We start from the raw sequence: 6,113 nt of genomic DNA, 5'->3' as shown, positions 1-6,113 counted from the left end.
GGCAAAGCTCGTCGTACATGGCCATAGCTGTGACAAGGGTCATTTCCTTTTCCAAAGCGGCGTCCTCCAAGGTCAGCCGGCCTTCTGCCGTTCCTTCATTTTCCCCGCCATGTCCCGGATCGATTACCACCACAAGTGTTTCGTCCACAGGCTGCACTCTGTAAGCGGCCTGCACCCTGGCGCCCCAGAAAAAAAGAGCTGCGAGAACAGAGCACATTACTGCAAAAAAGATTTTTCCATTGACTGGAATCCCTGACAGAATAAGCTGCCGCATCTGCGGCAGCCCTGATCTGTTTCTTTTATATAACATCAATATCTCCGGCTTCCTCCTGCTCTTTCGCAGGCGCTTCCTCCAAATCCTCCTCTACAGGGTGCAGCTCGTTTCGGTTAGACTGGATAATGTCCCGGTATTGATTCAGGGAGCCTATCAAATTCTCATAATTGCTGCTTGCCGCCTGGGATGAGGAGACAATAATATTTTCCAGATGGGCCAGCATATCGTCCATATACTGCATGGCGGCAGAGCGCACATTGTTGGCCTCTATGGTGGCGTTGTCTAAAATTTCCTGAGCCTGTTTGCTGGCCATGGAAACCACCTCGTTTGCCTGAGCATAGGCCTGCTGCATGATCTCATGCTCATTAATCAGCTCGTTTGTGTGGACAGTGGCCTCATTGATCAGAGCTTCCGCCTTGGCTCTGGCATCGTTTAAAATAGCTTCCTTGTTGCTGATAATTTTTTGATAACGCTTGATTTCATCGGGAGTTTTCATGCGCAGCTCGCGAAGCAGTTCGTCAATCTCATCCTTATTCACGATGATTTCCGTATTTGACATAAACTTCGGCTTGCAGCTCTCAATATATTCTTCTATTTCATCAATTAATTGCTCTATTCTGCTGCTCATCTATCCTCTCCTTGTCATGATTGATTGGTGTTGAACTTTTTATAAATCAGATCCGCTACAAAATCAGGCACGCACTGTCCAATATCTCCGCCGAAATAGGCGATTTCCTTCACGCTGGAGGAGCTTAGATAAGCGTATTCCAGACTGGTGGTCAAAAACATGGTATCCAGTCTGCCCTCAGACAGCTTTCGGTTCATCTGGGCCAGCTGAAGCTCATATTCAAAATCCGTAATGGCCCGAAGTCCCCGCACGGCTATGTGAAGATCCTTTTGGGCGGCATAGTTGATCAGCAGTCCGCTGAAGCTGTCCACCTCTACATTGGGCATATCCTTTGTAGCCTCTCTCAGTATCTTAACACGTTCTTCCACAGAAAACAACGGGGTCTTGTCTTTATTATTGAGAACGCTGACAATCAGCACATCAAAAATTTCAGAGGCGCGTTTGATGATATCCAGATGTCCGTAGGTCACCGGGTCAAAGCTTCCCGGATAAACTGCTTTTTTCATACAATCCTCATTTCTGCGCTGTTTTGCAAAAAACCTCGCCTTACGCTTTTTTTAAAAATAAATGCCGGTTTGTTTTATAACGCTTCTCCCGTTCCAGGAAAAGCCCACATTCCTCCAGCCAGGAAAAATCTGTGTCCAGTGAAGTCTCTACGATAATCATGGTATTTTCCGTCACATATTTCCGATTGGAGAGAAGGGAAAGCAGCTGTCTTTCATGTCCGCATCCATAGGGAGGATCCAGAAAGATAATGTCTGCTTCGGACTCGTAAATACTGCCTACAGCTGCAAGGGCATCCTGCTTTAATACTATAGCACGGTCCTTCAGTTTCGTAAATGTCAGATTTTGCTCAATGCAGGCTGCTGCTTTGGGGGAATTGTCAATAAAATAGGCTTTTTTTGCCCCCCTGCTTAAAGCTTCAATGCCGATGCCGCCGCTTCCGCTGTATATATCAATAAAAACACATCCCGGAATATGAGCCTGAATGATATTAAAAAGCGTTTCCTTGATCCGGTCTGTGGTAGGACGGGTTTCCATGCCTGCCGGAGTTTTTAAGGGAAGGCTTCTGGCTGTTCCCGCAATCACTCTCATGGGATAAATCTCCTTTTCCTATTTTGTGAGCCCCGGTCTTATACACGCAGCTTAGTCCCTTTGCTGTCACGTTTTCCCGCCTTTAAGTGGTTCAGGACGATATTTTTTCCCTTATACTCCACAGAGGTATCTGCTGCAGGCTGGGTGTAGTATACATTTTCCACAAAATCCTTTTCCCCCAGCTTCATGCCTCTGACGCCGATGGCTCCCTTCTTTTTTTCGGGAATTTCCTCAATGGGAAACCGAAGGAAATACCCATCCTTTGTCTGCAGCACCACATTGCGCTGCTCCTTTAAGACTGCCACGCTTACCACCCGGTCCTGGTCGTTAAGCTTAGTGGCTGCCACAGTGCGCTTTGCCACATCGAATTCACTGCCGTCCACTACCTTTACCATGGACTGGGCCGTCACAAACAGAACCTGGCAGAGATTCAGCATATCCTGGCTGGCAATCAGAAGAAGCTCTTCCTTTTCCGAGCTGAAATTGCTCACGTTGTCGATGGGAATCCCCTTGTCTCTAAATTTGCCGAAGGGCAGATCCATAACCTTTATGGTGTAAAGCTGTCCCGTATCGGTGAACAGACAAATGCGGCCCGTATTTTTACAGGGGAAAACATATCTGTTTTCTGAATCTGCCGCCTCCTTATTTCTCTCATAGGTGATCATGTCAATGGTCTTGGCATAGCCGAACCGGTCCATAAGGAACATTACTTCCATTTCTTCTATTTCCTTTTCCTTATAGACAGCCTCCTGCCCGTTTTCAATGACCGTCCTTCTCTTCCTGCCGTATTCCTTTTTCAGGGCATTGAGCTCGTTTATGATCACCTGGGCCATGGAGTCCCTGCTTTCCAAAATATCCTCATACCGATAGATGTTGGCCATGGTTTCCTCATGCTCGTGAATGAGCGCCTCAATCTCCAGTCCAATCAGCTTATACAGGCGCATATCCAGGATTGCGTTCGCCTGCTTTTCCGTGAACATCAGCTGCTGCGCCATGATTTTGGACTCTCTGGATTTGAATTTGATTCCTTCGGTTTTTCCCTCCACCAGGCAGGCCTTGGCCATGGCGCGGTCCTTGGAGCCTCTGAGAATTTCTATGATCAAATCAATCACATTGCAGGCTTTTATCAATCCCTCCTGCACTTCCCTGCGCTCCATTTCCTTTGCCAGCAGATTGGTATACTTTCTGGTGGCTGTCTGAAACTGAAAATCCACATTGGCCTTGATAATCTGCTTTAGGTTCATAGTTTCGGGACGGCCCTCATAAATAGCCAGCATGTTCACGCCGAAGGTGTCCTCCAGACGGGTTTTTTTATATAACAAATTTACAAAATTTTCCGGGTCTGCATCCTTTTTTAGCTCAATGACGATCCGAATGCCCTCCTTGGAGGACTGATTGGAAATATCCACAATATCCTGGGTCTTTTTGCTTTCGGAAAGGGCCGCCACATCCGATAAAAACTTTGAGATATTGGCGCCGATCATGGTGTAGGGAATCTCTGTGATCACCAGGTTGGTTCTTCCGCCCTTGGCCTTTTCAAACTCCACCCTGCCTCTGATTTTAATCTTCCCTGTGCCGGTTTCATAAATGCTTAGAAGCTCATCCTTATTTATGACAATGCCGCCGGTGGGAAAATCAGGCCCCTTCACATAGCGCATCAGCTCCTTTACGGTAATATTTTCATTCAGCATATAGGCTTTAACCGCATCGATGACTTCAGAAAGATTATGAGGGGGGATGTTTGTTGCCATACCCACTGCGATTCCCTCGGAGCCGTTGATTAGAAGGTTTGGAATCTTGGCAGGCAGAACCGAGGGCTCTTTTTCCGTCTCGTCAAAATTGGGCACAAAATCCACCACATCCTTATCCAGGTCTGCCAGAAAGGCTTCCTGGGTGATCTTCTGGAGCCGCGCCTCCGTATAACGCATGGCAGCCGCCCCGTCCCCCTCGATATTGCCGAAATTGCCATGGCCGTCCACCAGGGGAAGCCCCCGCTTAAAATCCTGGGTCATCACCACCAGAGCCTCATAAATAGAGCTGTCTCCGTGAGGATGATATTTACCCATGGTGTCTCCCACAATACGGGCGCTTTTTCGGTAGGGCCTGTCATACCGGATGCCCAGCTCGTGCATATCATACAGGGTTCTTCTCTGTACAGGCTTTAAGCCGTCCCTGACGTCGGGAAGCGCTCTTGCGATAATAACGCTCATGGCATAATCGATAAAGGATTTCTGCATTTCCTCGGAATATTCGGTTTTTATGATTCTATCATTCATGTTTTCCTGTATTCTCCTGATTTATGAACTTACATAAGCTTTCGTCAGATGTCTAAAGCTGCGTCCGTGGCATGGTCGTAAATAAACGCCTTGCGGGGAGGCACATCCGTACCCATCAAAAGCTCTGTCATCTCGGAGGCCATACGGGCATCCTCAATTTCCACCTGCTTTAACAGTCTGGTTTCCGGGTCCAGAGTGGTTTCCCACAGCTGCGCAGCGTCCATCTCTCCAAGTCCCTTGTAACGCTGCAGAGTAAAGGGTCCCTTGTGGGTCTTTCTGTATTTTTCCAAAGCCTTGTCATCATACAGGTATTGCTCCGCTCCTTTGGAGGGCATGGCCTTATAGAGGGGCGGCATGGCGATATAAACGTGCCCCTCAAAAATAAGCTCAGGCATAAAACGGTAAAATAACGTGAGAAGCAAAGTGGATATATGGGCGCCGTCCACATCCGCATCCGCCATTATGATGATCTTATCATAGCGCAGCTTTGTAATATCAAAGTCATTTCCGTAGCCCTCGGAAAAGCCGCAGCCGAAGGCATTGATCATGGTTTTGATCTCTGCATTTGCCAAAACCTTGTCAATACTGGCCTTCTCCACGTTCAGGATTTTGCCCCGGATAGGCAGGATGGCCTGATACATCCTGTTTCGGGCCATTTTTGCACTTCCCCCTGCAGAATCGCCCTCTACGATAAAGATTTCACATTTAGAGGGGTCCTTGGACTCGCAATTTGCAAGTTTTCCGTTAGAATCAAAGGAAAACTTCTGTTTTGTCAACAGATTGGTTCTGGCTTTTTCCTCAGTTTTCCGAATTTTGGCCGCTTTTTCCGCGCAGCCGATAATGCTTTTTAAGGTTTCCAGATTCCGGTCGAAAAACCGCACCAATTCATCGTTTGTCACCTTTGACACCGCCCTTGCGGCGTCCTGATTGTCCAGCTTTGTCTTTGTCTGTCCCTCAAACCTGGGGTCCGGATGCTTTATGGAAATCACTGCCGTCATGCCGTTTCGCACATCCGCTCCCGTAAAATTGGCGTCTTTTTCCTTCAATATATTCAGCTCTCTGGCATAAGTATTGATCAGATTGGTGAAGGCGGTCTTAAAGCCTGTCAGATGGGTGCCCCCCTCCGAATTGTAAATATTGTTGCAGAAGCCAAGCACATTCTCGTGAAATTCATTTACATACTGAAAAGCGGCCTCAACGGAAATGCCTTCGCTCTGGGCTGAAAAATAAATCACATCGTGCAGGGCTTCCTTGGATTTGTTCATATCCTTGATAAATCCGATAATGCCCTCCGGCTCGTGAAAGGTTATGCGCTCAGGCACCTCCTTGCGCTTATCTTCAAAAATAATCGTAAGGGCCGGATTCAAGTAGGCCGTCTCATGAAGTCGGCTTTTTACGTCATCCTCCTTAAAACGTGTTTTATCGAAAATGGTATCGTCCGGCAGAAAGTTAATGGTGGTTCCTGTCTCCTTGGTCTTTCCTACTACAGGCAGAAGACCGTCCTTTAAGTCTATTATGGGAACTCCCCGTTCATACTTATCCTCATAGATCAGGCCGTTGCTTTTGACTCTTACAGTCAATCTTGTGGAAAGAGCGTTCACCACAGAGGAACCCACTCCGTGAAGGCCGCCGCTGGTCTTGTAAGCGGAGCTGTCAAATTTTCCTCCGGCATGAAGGGTGGTAAACACAAGGCGCTCTGCGCTGACGCCCTTTTCGTGCATCCCCACCGGAATGCCTCTGCCGTTGTCAGATACTGTGGCGGAGCCGTCCGCTTCCAGGGTGACGGTTATGGTGTCGCAGCAGCCCGCCAGATGCTCGTCCACTGAGTTGTCTACAATTT

The 6,113-nt window shown here is 47.9% G+C and carries 6 protein-coding genes; all 6 read right to left on the bottom strand.

Features of this window, described 5'->3' with window-relative positions; translation table 11 throughout:
- The coding region (locus AC1WIP_RS10090; protein WP_481141707.1) for a hypothetical protein at positions 1–310 on the bottom strand (310 nt) is incomplete at its 3' end.
- Positions 300–902: a vacuolar family H+-ATPase subunit H gene (locus AC1WIP_RS10085; RefSeq protein WP_481141706.1), complete on the bottom strand. Its 603-nt coding sequence runs from the start codon at positions 900–902 to the stop codon at positions 300–302. The genes AC1WIP_RS10085 and AC1WIP_RS10090, both read right to left, overlap by 11 nt.
- A 14-nt stretch (positions 903–916) precedes the next feature.
- A complete protein-coding gene (coaD, locus tag AC1WIP_RS10080) occupies positions 917–1,408 on the bottom strand; it encodes a pantetheine-phosphate adenylyltransferase (protein ID WP_481141705.1) in 492 nt (163 codons plus the stop codon).
- A 40-nt stretch (positions 1,409–1,448) separates the two neighbouring features.
- On the bottom strand, positions 1,449–1,997 hold the full coding sequence (rsmD, locus tag AC1WIP_RS10075; protein ID WP_481141704.1) for a 16S rRNA (guanine(966)-N(2))-methyltransferase RsmD: 549 nt from the start codon (positions 1,995–1,997) through the stop codon (positions 1,449–1,451).
- A gap of 38 nt (positions 1,998–2,035) precedes the next feature.
- Positions 2,036–4,273, bottom strand: a complete 2,238-nt coding sequence (locus AC1WIP_RS10070) for a DNA gyrase/topoisomerase IV subunit A (RefSeq protein ID WP_481141703.1) — start codon at positions 4,271–4,273, stop codon at positions 2,036–2,038.
- Between the two features lie 44 nt (positions 4,274–4,317).
- Positions 4,318–6,113: DNA gyrase/topoisomerase IV subunit B (locus AC1WIP_RS10065; RefSeq protein WP_481141702.1), on the bottom strand; the 1,796-nt coding region annotated here is incomplete at its 5' end.

This window comes from Acetatifactor sp., assembly GCF_982438285.1.
The sequence above is the reverse complement of the archived record's forward strand: the minus strand, read 5'-3'. Positions and strand labels throughout refer to the sequence as shown.